General features: G+C 57.8%; 9 protein-coding genes, 3 tRNA genes and 2 pseudogenes. 8 read left to right on the plus strand and 6 right to left on the minus strand.

Annotation, left to right across the window (positions count from 1 at the left end; all coding sequences use genetic code 11):
- Window positions 1-46 precede the first annotated feature (46 nt).
- Window positions 47-1,068 (plus strand): annotated as a pseudogene (locus AB5Y70_RS18080) (isopenicillin N synthase family dioxygenase).
- A gap of 92 nt (window positions 1,069-1,160) precedes the next feature.
- Window positions 1,161-2,324: a PLP-dependent aspartate aminotransferase family protein gene (locus AB5Y70_RS18085; RefSeq protein WP_010674954.1), complete on the plus strand. Its 1,164-nt coding sequence runs from the start codon at window positions 1,161-1,163 to the stop codon at window positions 2,322-2,324.
- Window positions 2,325-2,409: 85 nt separating this feature from the next.
- On the opposite strand, the gene folD is transcribed toward AB5Y70_RS18085, so the two are convergent.
- On the minus strand, window positions 2,410-3,267 hold the full coding sequence (gene folD, locus AB5Y70_RS18090; RefSeq protein ID WP_010674955.1) for a bifunctional methylenetetrahydrofolate dehydrogenase/methenyltetrahydrofolate cyclohydrolase FolD: 858 nt from the start codon (window positions 3,265-3,267) through the stop codon (window positions 2,410-2,412).
- A 203-nt stretch (window positions 3,268-3,470) separates the two neighbouring features.
- Here folD and AB5Y70_RS18095 point away from each other — a divergent pair.
- The 4 genes from AB5Y70_RS18095 (at window position 3,471) to AB5Y70_RS18110 (ending at window position 5,242) form a co-directional block, all read left to right on the plus strand.
- Window positions 3,471-3,547: transfer RNA gene (locus tag AB5Y70_RS18095), tRNA-Pro, on the plus strand.
- A 36-nt stretch (window positions 3,548-3,583) separates the two neighbouring features.
- A tRNA-Arg gene (locus AB5Y70_RS18100) sits at window positions 3,584-3,660 on the plus strand.
- Window positions 3,661-3,784: 124 nt separating this feature from the next.
- A tRNA-His gene (locus AB5Y70_RS18105) sits at window positions 3,785-3,860 on the plus strand.
- Window positions 3,861-4,024: 164 nt separating this feature from the next.
- Entirely contained in the window at window positions 4,025-5,242 is a 1,218-nt protein-coding gene (locus AB5Y70_RS18110; protein WP_109422568.1) for a J domain-containing protein, read from the plus strand.
- Between the two features lie 108 nt (window positions 5,243-5,350).
- Here the strand turns inward: AB5Y70_RS18110 and AB5Y70_RS18115 are convergent, their stop codons facing one another.
- The 5 genes from AB5Y70_RS18115 to AB5Y70_RS18135 form a co-directional block, all read right to left on the minus strand.
- The gene (locus AB5Y70_RS18115; RefSeq protein WP_368176091.1) at window positions 5,351-7,918 is read right to left on the minus strand and encodes a DEAD/DEAH box helicase family protein; all 2,568 of its coding nucleotides are present in this window, start codon (window positions 7,916-7,918) and stop codon (window positions 5,351-5,353) included.
- Window positions 7,915-8,499: a bifunctional 2-polyprenyl-6-hydroxyphenol methylase/3-demethylubiquinol 3-O-methyltransferase UbiG gene (locus AB5Y70_RS18120; protein ID WP_005330546.1), complete on the minus strand. Its 585-nt coding sequence runs from the start codon at window positions 8,497-8,499 to the stop codon at window positions 7,915-7,917. The genes AB5Y70_RS18115 and AB5Y70_RS18120 overlap by 4 nt, the downstream gene beginning before the upstream one ends.
- Before the next feature lie 312 nt (window positions 8,500-8,811).
- Window positions 8,812-9,243, minus strand: coding sequence for a hypothetical protein (locus AB5Y70_RS18125; protein WP_021140579.1), 432 nt, complete (start codon window positions 9,241-9,243; stop codon window positions 8,812-8,814).
- Between the two features lie 437 nt (window positions 9,244-9,680).
- Complete coding sequence (locus AB5Y70_RS18130; protein WP_082030016.1) at window positions 9,681-12,743, minus strand: beta-galactosidase; 3,063 nt, start codon at window positions 12,741-12,743, stop codon at window positions 9,681-9,683.
- Between the two features lie 54 nt (window positions 12,744-12,797).
- Window positions 12,798-14,078 carry an MFS transporter gene (locus AB5Y70_RS18135; protein ID WP_232092383.1) on the minus strand — a complete coding sequence of 427 codons (1,281 nt, stop codon included), beginning with the start codon at window positions 14,076-14,078 and terminating at the stop codon, window positions 12,798-12,800.
- A gap of 570 nt (window positions 14,079-14,648) precedes the next feature.
- On the opposite strand from AB5Y70_RS18135, the gene AB5Y70_RS18140 reads away from it, so the two are divergent.
- Both AB5Y70_RS18140 and AB5Y70_RS18145 read left to right on the plus strand, forming a co-directional pair.
- Window positions 14,649-15,668 carry an IS110-like element ISAs16 family transposase gene (locus tag AB5Y70_RS18140; RefSeq protein ID WP_021140576.1) on the plus strand — a complete coding sequence of 340 codons (1,020 nt, stop codon included), beginning with the start codon at window positions 14,649-14,651 and terminating at the stop codon, window positions 15,666-15,668.
- Between the two features lie 297 nt (window positions 15,669-15,965).
- A pseudogene (locus AB5Y70_RS18145) lies at window positions 15,966-17,150 on the plus strand (IS3 family transposase).
- Window positions 17,151-17,439: the final 289 nt, after the last annotated feature.

Below are 17,439 nucleotides of genomic sequence, written 5' to 3' on the forward strand. Positions count from 1 at the left end.
ACGCCGGGGCACGCAGACCCCGTTCACGGAAAGTGAGGAGATGCCCATGACCACCCCATCATTGCCGATCATCGATCTCGCCGCCCTCAAGGGCACCCCGGCTGCACGCAGCCAGATGCTGGCGCAGCTTGGCCAGGCCGCCCGCGAAGTGGGCTTTTTCTATCTGGTGGGCCATGATCTGAGCGAATCGGCGCGCCAGGAGACCCTGGCGCTCGCCGCCCGCTTCTTCGCCCTGCCACTTGAAGAAAAACTGGCGGTGCAGATGGTCCACTCCCCCCACTTTCGCGGCTACAACCAGGTGGGGGCAGAGCCACCCGGGCACGGCCGGATCTGCGGGAGCAGTTCGATATCATGAACGAGGCCCAGGCCCTGCCTGTGGCGCACATTCGTGAACCCTGGCAGCGCCTCATCGGCCCCAACCAGTGGCCCGCCGCCCTGCCCGAGATGAAGACACGGCTGCTGGCATGGCAGGATCGACTGAGCGACATCACCCTCACCCTGCTGGATGCCTTCGCAGAGGTGCTGGGGCAGCCCGCCGGAGTATTTGATGAGAGCATTCGCGGTGCCCCCTACCAGCACATGAAGCTCATTCACTACCCCGGACAACCGGAAGGCAGCAGTGGTCAGGGGGTAGGTGCCCACAAGGATCCCGGCTACCTGACCCTGGTGATGCAGGACGATCACTCCGGGCTCGAGGTGGAGACGGCAGATGGCTGGATCCCCGCGCCCCCCCTGCCGGGCGCCCTGGTGGTCAACATCGGCGAGCTGCTGGAGCTCGCGTCCGACGGCTACCTCAAGGCCACCCTGCACCGGGTGGTGAGCCCGCCTCCCGGGGTATCGCGCCTCTCCTGCGCCTTCTTCATGGCGGCAAGGCTGGATGCGACTGTGCCACTGCTTAGCCTCTCCCCCGAGCTGGCGGCGCTGGCCGAAGGGCCCCAGAGCGATCCCGCCAACCCGCTCTTTTATCAGGTGGGGGAAAACGTGCTCAAGGGGAGGCTGCGCTCCCACCCGGATGTGGCGGCCCGCCACTATGCAGGCGAGCCGCAGCGCGAGCCAGCGCTAGTCTGACAACCCGCCACACGACATTAGAAAAGGGGCGCGACGGCGCCCCGGATAACACAAGCAGTCGGGCAACAGCCTGGCAATGACGGAGTACAAAAATGAAATTCAAGACCATGAGCGTGCACAGCGGCCAGCGGATCGATCCCCAGACCGGCGCCCTCACCACCCCGCTCTACCAGAGCAGCACCTTCAGCTACTTCAACGCCCAGGCGGGCAAGGAGCGCTTCGCCGGTCAGGCTCCCGGCTTCATCTACAGCCGCTTTGGCAACCCCACCACCGCCGAGCTGGAGCAGAAGCTGGCAGCCCTCGAAGGTGCAGATGAGGCACTGGTGGTGGCAAGCGGCATGGCGGCGGTGAGTGCCATCATGTATGCCCTGGCCGACAGCGGTGATGAAGTGGCCTATATCGGCCCCCTCTACGGCGGCACCGATGCCTTCCTCAAGCAGACCTTCAGCCGCGCCGGCATCAAGATCACCGCCTACGAGAGCGATCAGGCGCTGCTGGCCAACATCCGCCCCGCCACCAAGGTGGTACTGTTCGAAACCCTGACCAATCCCACCCTCAAGGTGGTGGATCCGCGGGTGGTGGTGGAGGCGGCCCGCAAGGTGGGCGCCATCACGGTATGTGACAACACCTTCCTCACCCCCTACCTGCTGCGCCCGCTCGAGCTTGGCATCGACATCGTCATGCACAGCGGCACCAAGTATCTGGGCGGTCACGGCGACATCATCGCCGGGGTGGTGGCGGGTCGTCATGAGCTGATGAAGTCGATTCGCACCGTGGCCCTCAAGCACATCGGCTCTCCCATCGGCCCGCAGGAGGCCTACCTGCTGCAACGGGGGGTCAAGACCCTTCCCCTGCGCATGGATGCCCACCTGCACAACGCCCAGAAGGTGGCCGAGTTCCTGGATGCCCACCCGGCGGTGAAGAAGGTGATCTACCCGGGCCTTGCCAGCCATCCGGGCCACGATGCCCTCGGCGCCTTCGCCAGCGGCTTTGGCGGCATGGTGAGCATCGAGCTGGAAGGGGGGTTTGAGCGCAGCGCTACCCTGCTCGACAACCTGCAACTCTTCGTGCAGGCGGTGAGCCTCGGCGATCTCGAGAGCCTGGCCTGCCATCCGGCCAGCACCACCCACGCCGCCATGGACGAGGCGAGCCGCCTCGCCGCCGGGGTCAATGACGATCTCATCCGCTTCAGCATCGGGGTGGAAGACGCCGACGATCTGATTGCCGATCTGGCCGCCGCCCTGGCCCTCCTCTGATATCCAGTGGCGATCCGGGGGAGTGACGCAATAAAAAAAGGGAAGGCAATGCCTTCCCTTTCTATTTTTCTGCCCGGCGCCCTCATCAGGCGTCGTGGTAATCCTGGCAGGCGCTCAGGGTGTTCTCCATCAGGCTGGCGACCGTCATGGGGCCCACGCCCCCCGGTACCGGCGTGATGAAGGCGGCATGATTGCGCGCGGTCTCATACTCCACATCTCCCACCAGGGAGCCGTCCGCAAGGCGGTTGATGCCCACGTCGATCACCAGGGCACCGGGTTTGACCCACTCCCCCGGAATGAAGTTGGGCTTGCCCACCGCCACGACCAGCAAGTCGGCCCGGCGCACCTGGGTCTCCAGATCCTGGGTGAAGCGGTGACAGGTGGTGGTGGTGCAACCGGCCAGCAGCAGCTCCAGCGTCATGGGGCGCCCCACGATGTTGGAAGCCCCGACCACCACCGCATGCAGACCGTGGGTCTTGACGCCTGTGGTCTCGATCAGGGTCATGATCCCCTTGGGGGTGCAGGGTCGCAGCGCCGGGATGCGCTGGGCCAGACGACCCACGTTGTAGGGATGGAAGCCATCAACGTCCTTGTCGGGACGAATGCGCTCCAGTACCTGGGTGGTATCGCAGTGGGCCGGCAAGGGCAACTGCACCAGGATGCCGTCCACTTCCGGATCCTCGTTGAGCTGGTCGATCAGGGACAGCAGCTCCGCTTGTGTCGCCGTGGCGCTGAGGTCATAGGAGCGGGAGACAAATCCCACCTCTTCACAAGCGCGACGTTTGCTGCCCACATAGACTTGGGAGGCCGGATCCAGCCCCACCAGGATCACCGCCAGACCCGGTGCCCGTTTCCCCTGCGCCAACCGCTGTTGGACTTGCGCTGCGACCTGATTGCGAATCGTTTGCGCAACCTGTTTTCCATCAATGATTTTGGCAGACATCGTTCTTCACTCACCATGTGTTCAACTGCGGCGCATTGTCGCATTTTTTTGGCGCGGGTGTTAGCGGCTCTCGCAGGGAGGGCAATAAGTAGGCACTTGAATTTACTGGTGGAAAAAGTCGTTGACGCTGACTTTGGCGCTTGGGTATGATGCCCGCCCGTTGCCCAGTGGTGCCGCCGAAGGTATGCTGGATGGCGAATTTTCGGTGATTAGCGCAGCCCGGTAGCGCATCTGGTTTGGGACCAGAGGGTCAAAGGTTCGAATCCTTTATCACCGACCAGGTTCATCGGGAAATCCCCGGATTTCTTGATACAACGCGCCCTTAGCTCAGTCGGATAGAGCAACGGCCTTCTAAGCCGTGGGTCGCAGGTTCGAATCCTGCAGGGCGCGCCATTTAAAATGTGTTTTAAATCATTGAGTTATTGACGAAGAGTGTGACTTATCGTCCATTCGGCAGATTATCTCAAGATGACCTTGGCCACGCCTTGGCAGACACAAAATGGCGATGATTTCAGTGGTGGCTGTAGCTCAGTTGGTAGAGTCCCGGATTGTGATTCCGGTTGTCGTGGGTTCGAGCCCCATCAGCCACCCCATTATTTCTCTGTTGTTGCTATCTGTTGCGAAAGAAATGAAAGGCTTGAATATGGCCGGCAACTCATCAGCAAGGCAGACTTCGCGCAATTTATGCGCGGCGATAAACCGGCCCCGCGTCGGTTTTTTGTTTTAGCGAATCAATTAACGCCCATGGAGGCGGCTTATGTCTCTTCGTCATCCGGGTCGCAAGCAGCCCGCTCGCCAGCCCTCCCCCGCGACGGGCAACCCCGCCCTCGATCTCTTCCACCGCAACTGGCAAGCGCTCGAAAAGCTACAGGCAAAGATCGACAAGCAAGCCCTCAACGGCCGCGATATCTATCAGCGTTTCACCAGCGAAATAGAACCCCTTGAGCGTCAACAGTGCGAGCTCATCTTTGCCCTCGCCAAGCGCCTGGTCGATTTTACGGCTCGCAAGAGCTTTACCCTGTGGCAGCGGGAGACCTTGCACCACTGGATCCACGATCTCATCAGCTATATCGAGTCCAATCCGTTTCGTGGCGAGATGGATTTGGCTCCCCTCTTTCACCAAATCCAAACCAATACCGCCCTGCACATGGATGACGAACAGCTCGACTATCAGTGTGACGTTCTTACCCAGATGCTGATGGAGACTTGTGGCCACTGCCCCGATGACATCGATACCTTGCGCGAGATGCTCAAAAACCCCGATCGGTTGAACGAGTACATGATGAATGCGGCGCGCCAGCATATGGCCGAAGAGTGCAACACCGTCGATAAAGAAGAGGATGCCCGCTTCGACGATGATGAGTTGTTTGCCGATGAGCCTCTCTTCGGCACTGAGCAGCAAGATGCTTTTGCCCACGCGCGCACACGTCGTGAGCAAGAGGAAGAGGCGCGCATCGAACAGTTGTTCAGCAAATCCAGCCTCAAGCAGCTCTATCGCAAGCTCGCCCTGGCGCTGCACCCGGATCGGGAACCCGACCCCGTCATGCAGGCGGAAAAGACCCGCATCATGGGCCAACTCAGCCAGGCCTGGGAAAACAAAGAGATGTTCACCCTGTTGCAGCTGGCCCACACCCACCTGCCCGAGTTCGATAACCTGCTCAGTGACGAGAACCTCGCTTACCTCAACCCGATGCTGAAACGCCAGCTACGCGAGCTCGAAGTCAGCTACTACGGCGGGCAAGACGGGCTAATGGGCGCGGTGCTGCACAAATTCAAGCAATCATCCAAGAAAAAGACCGAGCAGGCCTTTGCCGAACATCGGGACTATTTGCTGCGTGATATCGACCACCTGACTGCCCAGCTGGCCGAGATCACCACCCTGCAGACCCTCAAACCCTATCTGGCGGCCCGCTGGGATCAGAAGCAAATGAGGTGGGATGAGGAAGAGGACGATATGGAATGGCTGTTTAGGTAATGGCCAGCGGTGACCGACCATCTCATCAAACAATCAAGGCGCCACTGGCGCCTTGATTGTTTTCACACTGCTGGTTTTTACACTGATCGTGCTATCGGATAGCCAGCCTTAAATCAGGGTCACCTGACGCGCTTTGCCATCAGGCGCCAGCGCCTGTTCCTCATCGTGGATAGTTGTGAAGGGCTCAGGGGAAATGGCGGCTGCCGATGCGATTTTGCGCTGCTGATATTGGGCCAGACGCAAGTCCAGCAGCTCTTGCACCATGCGATGCAGAGGATCGATATCCTCCTCACTCACCGCGAAGCGTGGGCAGAAGCGATCCTCCCTTACCTCGAACCAGTACTCCCCCTTGGCGCCTGGATTGCCGCCACTGCTGAACTTGATCGGATTGCTCTTCCAGTAACTGAGCCAAGCCGGGCTGTCGGCGCTCAGGGCTTGCTGCTTGGCCGGCAGATCGAGACGGGCCAGCTCGGGATGCCGCTCGAACAGGTAACGGGAGTGGCTGGCCAGCGCTGCCAAGGTGGGTGGCTCACGCAGACCGTCGAGTTCGAGCAAGGCCAATAGCAGGATCAACTTGAAGCTCTTGTTGAGCACGGTGTTCTCCACCCCCGCACGCAGAAAGTCGCCGTGCCGGTTCAGCACGCGCAGCTCCTCCTCCCCCAGATCGCCCGCTTGGGCGAGCAGCTCAAACCAGCCCCCCTGTTTTTGGGTATCGAAACGCAGTTGCTCACCCAGCCGGGCAACCCAGGTTTGCCGCGCAGTGGGACGATAACCGAGGTCCTTGAGGATCTGATAGGTCTCAAGCAGAGTCGGTTGCTGCTGCCTTTTTAACAGCGCTAGCAACGGAAGCAGCTTGGGATCCAGATTGATAAAACAACCTGCCGCCAGCGTCATCGCCCCGTTTGCGTGCGTTGGCGAGTAGGTCAATTGCGTTTGCAGCAGCTGAGGCTTGTAGAGACACGCCTTGTGATTGCCCACCAGATCGATCACCACCAGGCGTTCTTTGCCTTGATAGAGGCGCAAGCCCCGCCCCAACTGTTGCAGGAACACGATGCGCGACTCGGTGGGACGCAGCATCAGCACGGTATCGATGGCGGGCAAGTCGGTGCCTTCGTTGAACAAATCTACCGAGAAGATGATATCGAGCTCGGCGGCGGCCAATTGCTCCTGGGCGGCTTGTCGCCCCTGACGGGAGCCCGCATAGACGGCTACCGCCCGCACTCCGGCTTGCTGGAAGACGCTGGCCATAAAATCGGCATGACGGGTCGAGATGCAGAAGGCCAGCGTGCGCTGCTGGCGTAAACGTCGCCACTGGCTAAGGGCGTGCTGAGCCCGCTTCTGACTGGCGAAGGCACTCTCCAGCGCATGGGGGTAAAACTGACCGTTGCGCCAAGGCAGCGCGGCATAGTCGATAGTGTCATCCAAAATGCCGTGATAGGTGAGCGGCACCAGCATCTTTTGCTCAATGGCGAGCGCCAGCCCCCGTTCAAAGACGAGATTGTTGTCGCACAGCGCCAGAATATCGGCCTGATCGGTGCGGTCAGGGGTCGCGGTCAGCCCGAGCAGGAAGCGGGGCTTGAAGTGGTTTAGCAAGCGCCGGTAGGAGGGTGAGGCGGCATGATGAAACTCATCGACCACCACGTAATCGAAGTGATCCGGTGCAAAGCGCAGCAGATGCCGACTCTTGCCCAGCGTCTGAATGGAGGCAAACAACCAGTCGGCCTCATCCTGCTGCTGACCGTGATAGAGGCCAGAATTTGCCTGCGGCGCCATGTGCAAGAAGGTCTGGCGCGCTTGGGTCAGGATCTCCTCCCGATGGGCAACAAACAGCAGGCGGGCCGCCTGCATCTGGCGCACATCAAAAGCCGCGAGCCAAGTCTTACCAAGGCCGGTCGCCATGACCACCACGCCCCGTTTATGCCCCTGTGCCCGCGCGGCTTGCAGCGCCATCAGCGCCTCTTGCTGCACGCTGTTGGGGATGGGGGCTTCACGCAGCTGCTCGGCGCTGCTGCGATGATCCCCGGTGAGCACCCGCAACTCCCGCAGCGCGCTCTGCCGATAGCGAGCGAGGTAGCCATCTATCCAGTCGTGGGTAAGGAGCACGACCCGCGCGTCTTGCGCCAGCCGCTCGATTTGAGCCGCGAGCTGACGCAGGCTGTGATGCGGCTCGCTGGGTCCGCTCGGCTCAGCCCTGAGCGACCAGTTCCACTCCAGCGACTCGGTAAGGGCGGCGGCAGAGATATTGCTGGAGCCGAGAAACGCCTGACCACCGAGCACCGCTGGCGACCCTTCCTGGCCAACTTGCTGGCCTAGGTACTGGGCTGCGTGCTGGACAAACAGATAGGACTTGAGGTGAAAACCGCGATTGCCCTGACTCTGGTAGATCAGCGCGCAAGAGCGAGCGGGATCAAATTTGAGCAACTCGCGCAGCGCCACCGGCTGGGTCACCTCCAGATAGTCCGAGGTGATCACCCGAAGCCGTGCTCCTCGCGCCAGCGCCTCGTGCAGGGCACCGCGCAACAACACCAGCCCGCTTTGGCGAATAAAGGAGACACACAACTCAATGCGGCTACCCTCGCCACAACGGGCGATGGCGTCCAGCAGATGTGGCAACAGGGGATCGTTGAACTCCGGATCCCCCGCCTCTCCCCCGCTGATGAGCACGGGTGCACTCATGACCCGACCTTGCGCACGATGGCGTTAAGCCAACACTCCTGCTCGCGGCCGGGGCGTCGATCCGCAGTCTGCCAGATCTCGACCTCGCTCAGCGGCAACGGCGTTATCAGGGCTTGCAGCCCCGCCTCATCCAACTGGGTGAAGGCTCGGCCATCGCGCTCGGTCTCGTCTACCCCATATTTGAACGAGCAATAGAGCAGACCACCGTCGGCGAGTTGCTGGCACAGATGGACCATTACGGCATCCAATTCGGCACGGGGAACATGCAGCAGACTGGCACAGGCCCAGATGGCATCGACCGGCGCGGGAGCCACGAACTGATCGAAACGGCACAGTTGCACCGGCTGACCAAGCAGGCGCTCGGCGCGCAGGGCCAGCTCCGCGCTGGCATCGAACGCAGTGACCTGAAAGCCCTGCTCTCGGAAGTAGAGACTGTCCCGACCAGAGCCGCAGCCCGCATCGACGATATGAGCGCCGGGAGCGAGCAGAGGCAGGAAGCGCTGGTAAAGCGGCTGCATATCGACCGACAGCGTGCCTTCGACGAAGCTATCGGCGTGTTGGTTGTAGTAATCGATAGACATAGTAAGCAGGCACCTAGCAGAAAACGCTCAGATTAACAGAGAGTTAGGGGTAAAAAAATCGAGTCAGTGCCATTTCAGACAATCCGCAGTACGGGAAGGCCAACTGGCACCTTCTTCGCTATTCATAAATGTTCTATTGACCCTAACGGCGCTCAGTTCATGCTATCAAAAAGAGTGTTATTCTAAGCCTGAGAGCACGGTAGCTCTATGAAGCCAGATCACCAAATCGATCATTTCTACTATTTGGCCAAGATGTACGCTGCGTCAGCGATTCATCATGGCGGTCTAATAGATCAGAACCACAGTCTGGGTTCACTTTGCGCCCAACACTGCTGGCGGTGTGCTCTGCCCATCACATCTAACTTGCCCCAAGGAGTTGGTGCGACAAGTTGTGCCATTGGAGGACCGCAGGTTGCCGAGGCTATCTTTACGCCAGGTGACGGTCTCGCCGGTGCTGGGATTGCTGACCCGTACATTGCCTAGACTATCTTTGCGGTAAGTGGTGCCTTCGCTGCTGCGCACATTGCCGAGAGAGTCTTTGCGCCAGGTGGTGCCGCTTTGCGAATCCCTGACGTTGCCGAGACTGTCCTTGCGCAGGGTGCCGCTATTGCCATCATCACACTGGTAGCGGGTATTACCGAGGCTGTCTTTGCGATAGGTACAGTCGGCGGCCCCGGCACTCTGGACCACCAGCAGTAACAGGGCACCAGCTAACACGCCGAGCGGGGGTAACGAAGGTGACATAAACATGCTCCTTGGTTGGGGCTGACTGGGACTCTCTTCAAGCGGGTCCAGTATATGCCGCCTCAATACCCATGCCGATACTGGTTACATACACATGTCGCATTTTGGAGCAGATGCGGGGTGTCTGATCACCGAGCCGGCGTTTATCGGCGGGGTTGTGGCTTGATGGTTGATTTGGGAAACAGCGCCCCTAATAGTGCTACATTTTGCCGAAAGCCTTGTGGTGTAAAGCATCTCTACCATCAGGTGGCAAAGCCTGACGTGGCAAGACTCAGACCTCGATGTGTGCTCAATGCCTCTTGTCGAGGCTGTACGAGTGCAGTGATCTACTATTCGGAACAGCTATTTAGTGTAGGAGGTGTGTTTATGACATTTCATAAAAATAGAAGCGCCGGGTATCACCCGGCGCTTCATCATCATAGTCTTGCAGACTTCACTTAGTAAAGGGTGCAACCCCAGCGGTAACTGCGCCCCAGCAACTGATACTCGGGACGCACGCTCTGACTCCAGGAGTCATCGCCACCCACCCCCATGTGGGCGCCATCGAGACATACCCACAGCCCCTCTTCGGCCACCAGATCGCTCTGGTGACGAGCGGCGGCCAGCTGTTGCTGACTGAAGCGGCTGGCACTGAAATGGAAGCTGCCGTTCACTGTCGTGCTGCCCAGCTGCAGCTGACGGGTATCGCAGCGCAAACCGTTGTCGCTCGGGAAGATGTAAGGGGTGTGCATGGCCTCCAGCGGCAAGCTCCAGTGCCCCAGATCGGCTCCCAGCAGGCGATCCGGATAGTTCTCGTGAGGACCGCGCCCCAGCCATTCGGCGCGCACCGGCACTTCGGCCAGATGGAGCAGCAGACCAATCCGCGGCAGCGACGGCAACGCCTGCGCCAGCTCAGTCTCTATCTCCAGGCTCATGGCGCCATCGTCGGTAAAACAGTGATGCCAGTGACTCACCAGCAGCAGCTCATCGTGGTGGAAGTAGCCATGACTGACCCGGATATCCCCTCCGGTGACCGAGATCCCCAAACAGCGGTGCTGCCATTGACCGAGGCCACACGCCTGCCAGCGGGCAATCCAGGAGTTGGGATCAGCGTGATCTGCCTCGCTGGTGCCGATGTCGTTGTCCAGCGGCGCCCGGTAGAAGTGATCCATGATCGGCGCCAGCAACTGCTCCTTCCCCGATTTTTGCCAACTGGTGATACGGCCGCTCTGCTTGTCGAGCCGCCACTGGCTGTTTGCGGCAGTGATCCGCCAACCATCCGGTTGCTCAGTCAGGATGGCGACAGCAGCGGGAGCTGGCAGGGAAAGAGGGGTCGGCAGGGTGAACTGCTGGCGGGCGACCTTGTGATCCGCCTGCGACCACAAGGTGGCTTGTGGCTGAATGATCGCCAGATCGAGCCAGGCCTGTGAGCCTGCCGCAAAGGTGGGCAGTGTCTCGCTCAGGGTCAACTCGACCACCCCTTGCGGTGCCAGCTCAAGGGAGATCTCCCCCTGCTGCTGCACATGGCCGTTCTCGCACAGCTGCCAGCAAAGCCGCTCGTTATCGGTTTCCCGGAACAGGTATTCGCTCTCGATCCGCACCCGCAGCGGGATGTGCTCAAGCAGGGTGAAGCGGAACGGCTGCTGGGCACGCTTCGCCTCGCACAAAGCGGGATGGGGGGTGCGATCAGGGAACAGCAGACCGTTGCAGCAGAACTGACGATCGTTTTGCACATCACCAAAATCGCCGCCATAACCCCAGTAGTGGCGACCATCGGCGGTGTATTTGTCGAGCCCCTGATCGACCCAATCCCAGACAAACCCGCCTTGCAGACGTGGATGATCGCGAAACGCCTGCCAGTAGTGGGCGTAGCCCCCCAGACTGTTCCCCATGGCGTGGGCATATTCACAGAGGATTAGTGGCCGGTGCTCGTCGGGCAGACCGATCCACTTGGCCAGCGCCCACTTGGTCACCGCCGGGAAGGGCTGATCCTGATGGGTTCTGGCATACATGGGGCAGATGATGTCGGTGGCCGGGGTATCGGCCCCGCCCCCCTCGTACTGCACCGGACGGCTCGGGTCGCTGCGCTTGATCCAGCCATACATGGCATCGTGGGCCGGGCCGTAACCCGACTCGTTGCCGAGCGACCAGATGATGATGGAGGGGTGGTTGAAATCCCGTGCCACCATGCGGGTGGCCCGCTCCAGAAAGGCATTGCTCCAGGCAGGATCCCGCGCCAGCCGCCCCATGGGGGTCATGCCGTGGGTCTCCAGATTCGCCTCGTCCACCACATAGAGACCGAGCCGATCGCAGAGGCGATAGAAGTCGGGGTGGTTGGGATAGTGGGAACAGCGCACCGCATTGAAGTTGTGCCGCTTCATCAGCAGCAGATCCCGCTCCATGGTGGCGCGATCAATGGCATAACCCTTGGCAGGGTGATGCTCGTGACGGTTGGCACCGCGAATAAGCAGCGGCTGACCGTTGACCCGCAGCAGGCCGCCACGGATCTCCACCACCCGAAAGCCCACATCACATGCCTCACTCTCGATAGCTTGGCCCTGCTCGTCCAGCAGGGTCAGGGTGAAGCGATAGAGATGGGGCGTCTCGGCGCTCCACTTGCGCGGCGCAGCCACGTCGAGCCACAGCTCGGCGCGATCGTCGTAAGCCCCTTTCTCATCAATGGCTTGGGTGCCGATCAGCTGGAGCAGGGTCGCGACCCGCTCGCTACCGTCATAGAGATTGGCCTCTACCGAGAGGCCAGCCCCATTGGCGACCTGCAGGGCAATCTTGAGACGGCCATCCCGATAGCAGGCATCCAGCTCGGGGGTCACCCGCATATCCATCAGATGGCGGGACGGTTTGTGCAGCAGGCTGACGGAGCGGAAGATCCCCGACAGCCACCACATATCCTGATCTTCCAGATAGGAGCCATCAGACCAACGTAGTACCAGCACCGCCAACCGGTTGCGACCGCTCTGCAGATATGGGGTCAGATCGAATTCGGCGGGCAGGCGGCTGTCCTGGGAGTAACCGACCCAGCGGCCGTTGCAGAAGAGGTGGAAGGCACTGCTCACCCCGTCGAAGATGATCCGGCTCTGTCCGCTTGCCAGCCAGTCGGCGGGCAGTTCGAACTCGCGGGAGTAGCAGCCAGTAGGATTCTCTGCTGGCACTCGGGGCGGATCGCAGGGAAAGGGGTACTTGATATTGGTGTAGATGGGGCCATCGGTGAGCGGCCGCGCAGCTGGATAGGCGGCATCCAGCTGCCAGTTGCCCGGCACTGTAATGGGGCAAGCATCCACCAGATCCTGCGCCAGCCAGCTCTCGGGCACCAATTCGGGAGCGGCAAAGAAGGAGAAGCGCCACTCGCCATCGAGCAAGAGACGGGAGGAAGAGGCCAGATCACCCCTGGCATCGGTTTCGCTGCGCCAGCTGAACATGGGGGTATGGGCGGGTAAACGATTTACACTGGTCACAGCCTGTGTTTGCCAATCGGCACGATAAATGATTTGTTGTAACGTCATACTGTTATTCATCTTTTATAACCTTTTTCAAATCTCTGATTACAAAACATTCGGTTAGTTACTGGCGGCTTTTTTTGAAACCATCGTTCTACCCTTTAACAGCCCAAGTGGCCCCATTCCTGAGAGGGTAAAAATAGAAATAAAGGTGAAAGTTGCGGCAATAATGCCCAATACCAAGTAGGTTTCACGAAAGCCCATCACCTCATACATAGAGCCAGCCCACACAGACATAAACATGGTTGCTAGCTGCTTGAAGAACTGATAGCCAATCAACCAGATAGTCGCACTAAAGCGAACATCAAATTCACTAGTGATGTACTTGAATGTGCCGACTAACAGGAATGGAACTTCCAACATATGCAGGGTTTTCAGCAAAATGACATGGCTAACTGTCTCGGCGAATGATGAGCCGATGATTCGAATAGACATGATGGTCCCAGCGATTAGCAGGGCATTTTTTCCGCCAATTCGATTCACAATCAGTGGGGCAAAAAACATGATGCTGGCGTTCAGTAACTCCCCCATAGTGGTGACATAACCAAAGTAACGAGTACCTTCTTCTTTTGTATCAAAGAATGCGGTAAAAAAGTTTGCAAATTGTTGATCAAATACGTCATACGTACATGCTACACCGATTACATAGAGGGTGAAAAACCAGAATTTTGCTTGTTTCAGCAACCTCATTGCCAGTTTTATGCTAAACCCTTTCTGATTGGCGCCAATACTATCTAACACCTCACTGGTGCTTCCACGACCAGGGTTTATAAAATAAAATAGAACCGCCATTACAACAGCAAAAGCAGACCCCATCCAGAACACGAACTCATTGTTAATGGTAAACATGATGCCTACGATAGAGGCACAGAGAGCCCAGCCTATTGCGCCAAACATCCTTGCACGGCCAAACTCGAACTGACTGGAGCGACTCACCTTCTCAACATAAGCCTCGATGGCTGGAGCCCCGCCTGCAAATACAAAACCTATGTACATGCCCCCTACGATAGAACCGAGATAGATGTTCAATTTCAGCAATGGTGCCAATACATAAAGAAAGAAGGGCGCGAAGAAGACCAGTAATCCGATGATTATCCAGAGCAAATGCTTTTTCAGCCCTAGCTTGTCAGAAACCAGCCCAAACACAGGCTGAAATAGAAGTGCAAATAAAGAAATTGTGCCGAAGACAATTCCAGTTTCAGCCTTGCTGATGCCATTTACATCATGTAACCAAATTGGAAAAAAAGGAAAGTAAGCTCCCATTATAAAGAAGTAAAGGAAGAATATGGCGCCAAACATTACCAAGTTTTTGTTCAATCCGAACAGTTTTTCAATGCTCATCAAGTATCCACCCATTTCACATAACAAGCCGACCATTTGAGCGAACCATCAAGATCCCCTCCCATGACAGCAAGAGTACGTACTAATGATGCAGCGTACTGTGACGAGAGATACAATTTATGCAATCGGTTACACTGCGACAGTGACAAGAACAACAAATAAGTGACCCAGATCACATAAAAACTAATAAAAATCTACTTTTTTCATAAAAGATCGAGAAAGCGCTACCACAAGGTAAACTCATTAACGTAAGCATTGACTAGATAGCACTCGCACTATGCTCACTCTAATTGGCAATGAAGGATCTATGTTTAACCTGATTTTGGTTAATAGCAGGCACCGAGATACGCTAGGCACATTGTAGATTGGTCCCTTGAAGATCCTAGATTGGCCCCTTGAAGATCCAGACACTTCGCCCCTCTTAACTTAAGAGGTAGTCTTGGAACTATGTTCAGTACTAGTCGCAACGAGAAGATGGTCGAAGTAATGGGATGGTCGCCCCTCCCCAAACGGCATCTAACGTGCCAATGTGGCAAAGATATTCCCACTGACTGTAGAGAGGCGAACGCTATGAAAATCACCACGATTGGCATCGATTTGGCCAAAAATGTCCTGCAGGTTCATGGCGTGGATGAGCGCGGCAAAGTGCTTCTGAAAAAGCAGCTCAAGCGGGACCAGATGATCACTTTCTTTGCCAACTTGCCCGCCTGTCTGATCGGCATGGAAGCTTGTGGTAGCGCCCATTTCTGGGCCAACAAGCTGCAAGGTCTGGGGCATACCGTCAAGCTGATGGCACCTCAATTCGTCAAACCCTACGTCAAAACAAACAAGAATGATGCCCCCGATGCCGAGGCCATTTACGAAGCGGTAACCCGGCCAACCATGCGCTTCGTGCCGATAAAGAGCAGCGAACAGTTAGCCGTCCTAGCCCTGCATCGTGCTAGGCAGGGGTTCGTCAAGGCCAGGACCGCCCAGGCCAACCAGATCCGAGGACTTTTGGCGGAATATGGGCTCATCATCCCCCAGGGCATCACCCACATCGGCCAGCGTGTTCCCGAATTCCTGGAGGACAGTGAAAACTGCTTGCCAGGGACGTTTCGCCTGTTGCTGATGCGACTCCACGAGCACCTCAAGGAACTCAATAAGCAGGTCAACGAGCTGGAGGAAGCGAGCGTACGCTGGCATCGAGACAGTGTCGCCAGCCAAACATTGGCACAGCTACCCGGTATAGGTCCTATCACCACCAGCGCCCTGGTGGCCTCCATTGGCAATCCGAGAAATTTCCAGAATGGCAGGCAGTTGGCCGCGTGGCTGGGGTTGGTGCCACGGCAACACTCCAGCGGTGGCAAGCAGACCCTGCTGGGGATCAGCAAGCGCGGCGACAGCTACTTGCGCACACTGTTAATTCATGGCGCTCGGGCGGTGCTACGAGTAGCAGAACACAAGGAGTCGTTTGCAGGAAGCTGGTTGGCCGGGGTGATGGCACGGCGCAACCCTAACGTGGCGGCGGTAGCGCAGACGGCTAGAATCATCTGGGCATTGCTGGCACACGACAGAAAATATGATGCTCACAATGGCATGGCCGCATGAAAAACAGGTTTAGTAAGGGCGGGCTGACAGCCCTGCAACAAGACGGTTGGCAATGATAATGAAGCACAGATTGCGCAGGCAATCATGAAGTGATGGCGAGACAGGTCAGACCGTGGCTGGCAAAACCCGGTGTTAACACAGCACGTCGTTAAGTGCGCTGTAAGTGATAGAGGAGCCAGTCAGCGAATTCCATCAGGGATAGAGGCTGTTGCCTCGGTGAAATCCGGATCTATGGCTGCAATCTCCACCTGACTCACTTTCATTGATTGAGGGCTTGGCAAACCGGGGCGACCATCTATGTTAACAGGGGCTGAGCGTCGTCGACGCCGGAAAAGATCTCCATCGTGCAGCAGACCTTTGAGCCCGGAATGACCGTCTCTCATGTAGCTCGCTTGCACGACGTCAACGCCAACCAGCTTTTCAAATGGCGTAAGCAATTCCAGGAAAGCTCTCTCACGGCGATCACCGCCGGTGAGGATGTTGTTACAGCCTTCGAGTTGGTTGCTGCCATCAAGCAGATCCGAGAGCTCCAGCGTCTGCTCGGGAAGAAAACCATGGAGAACGAGATCCTCAAAGAAGCCGTAGAGGTTGGTCGAGCAAAAAATGGATTGCGCATGCGCCCTTGTTGCCGGGGGACGACGATTAAGTGCTGTGAGCCAGGCCCTTAATGTATCGCGTGCGCAGCTATCCGTTCGTGTTCATCGAAAACCAGGTTGGCAAGATGGTCGTCATCATCGCCTGCATGATGATGCTGCCTTACTTGGCCGGATCATGGAGGCGATGGCTGAGCTTCCCTCCTATGGCTATCGTCGAGTCTGGGCGCTGTTACGGCGTCGGTCAGAGGCAACACGACAGCCTGTGGTAAACGCCAAACGGGTATATCGCGTCATGCGCGATCATGGCCTGTTGCTGGAAAGAAAACCGGCTGCACCATTGACCCAGCGGGCACATCAGGGGCGTGTTGCCGTCAAGGAGAGCAATCGACGTTGGTGCTCAGATGGCTTCGAGTTTCGCTGCGATAACGGTGAAAAACTACGAGTCACGTTCGCCATGGACTGCTGTGACAGGGAAACCTTGGACTAGGCTGCCAGTACCGGGGGTTACGACAGTGCCACGGTGCAAGATGTCATGCTGAGGTCTGTTGAGCGTCGCTTCGGGGATGCGTTGCCGGCATCACCGGTGGAGTGGCTGACTGATAATGGTTCGGCGTATCGAGCCCATGAGACCCGCGCGTTTGCACGAGAAATCGGGTTGGAGCCCAAAACGACTGCGGTGAGAAGCCCACAGAGCAACGGTATAGCGGAGTGCTTCGTGAAGACGATGAAGCGAGACTATATCGAGATGATGCCGAAACCAGATAGCCGAACAGCGGTAGGCAATTTGGCCATCGCGTTTGAGCATTATAACGAACACCACCCGCACAGCGCCTTGGGATACCGTTCACCTCGGGAATTTCTGCGCAGTCGGGTATCACAACCCTAAGCGGGAAAAAGTGTCTGGAACTATGGGGTCAAATCCACATTGTGATAGTGGGCTAGGGAAGGTGCGAATAAGCGGGGAAATTCTTCTCGGCTGACTCAGTCATTTCATTTCTTCATGTTTGAGCCGATTTTTTCTCCCGTAAATGCCTTGAATCAGCCTATTTAGACCGTTTCTTCGCCATTTAAGGCGTTATCCCCAGTTTTTAGTGAGATCTCTCCCACTGACGTATCATTTGGTCCGCCCGAAACAGGTTGGCCAGCGTGAATAACATCGCCAGTTGGTTATCGTT

The sequence above is a fragment of the Aeromonas sp. s1(2024) genome (genome assembly GCF_040908005.1).
Taxonomy (GTDB): Bacteria; Pseudomonadota; Gammaproteobacteria; order Enterobacterales; family Aeromonadaceae; genus Aeromonas; species Aeromonas caviae.